This is a genomic window from Paenibacillus sp. A3 (assembly GCF_001399685.1).
In the GTDB taxonomy this organism is placed as follows: Bacteria; Bacillota; Bacilli; order Paenibacillales; family NBRC-103111; genus Paenibacillus_G.
This window is the reverse complement of record NZ_JTHN01000377.1, coordinates 1-849: the sequence shown is the minus strand read 5'-3', so window position 1 is coordinate 849 and position 849 is coordinate 1. Positions and strand designations below refer to the sequence as shown.

Genomic DNA, 849 nt, shown 5'->3' with positions numbered 1-849 from the left:
CCAGAATCGGGTAAACAAGGTCAAAGCGCTCGAAGACAAGTTCGCCGTACATCCTTAAATTTGCCGCACGGCAGGAAAAGAGGGTGAGATCGATGACCGAACAGCCTAATGTGCAAAGCGGGCAGGCCGCGGGTTCGCCTGTGGCAGCCGTACGTACGCAAGTCGAAACGATCGTCCGGGAGCTAGTCCTGGCCGGGAAAATCGAGCCGGGCCAGCTTATCGTGATCGGGACGAGCACGAGCGAAGTGCTCGGCCGCCATATCGGCACCGGGGGCAGCGAAGCGGTCGCCGGGCAGATCTATGAAGCGGTAGAGGCCGTGAGGGCAGAAGCCGGTTTTTTTCCGGTGTATCAATGCTGCGAGCATTTGAACCGGGCACTTGTGATGGAGCGGGAAGCGATGCGGCGGTACGGCTTGGAGCAGGTGAGCGTCATCCCGGTACCGAAAGCCGGCGGTTCCATGGCCTCTTATGCCTATCGGAAGCTGGCCGACGCTGTCGTTGTAGAGACCGTGGCGGCGCATGCCGGCATCGATATCGGAGGCACCTTGGTCGGGATGCACTTGAAGCGCGTAGCCGTACCGGTCCGGCCGTCGATCCGGCAGATCGGCGAGGCGCCCGTGCTGATGGCGGTTACCCGTCCGAAGCTGATCGGCGGAGCCCGTGCTGTCTATACGGCAGAGTCGCCTCGCAGAGAAGAAAGCTGCGATGAACAGTCACAATAACCATATATCATTTTAACTATGAGGAGGACTTATTCATTATGGAACATTTGCGCAAACAAGATCCGAAAATCGTCGAGGCCATGAACTTGGAGCTCGGCCGTCAACGCGACAAAATCGAGCTGATCGC

At 58.7% G+C, this 849-nt stretch carries 1 protein-coding gene; it reads left to right on the top strand.

Translation table 11 applies throughout. The features are described from left to right. Positions 1–92: 92 nt before the first annotated feature. The gene (locus QJ48_RS34775; protein WP_054977811.1) at positions 93–722 is read left to right on the top strand and encodes a TIGR01440 family protein; all 630 of its coding nucleotides are present in this window, start codon (positions 93–95) and stop codon (positions 720–722) included. The last annotated feature ends 127 nt before the right edge of the window (positions 723–849 follow it).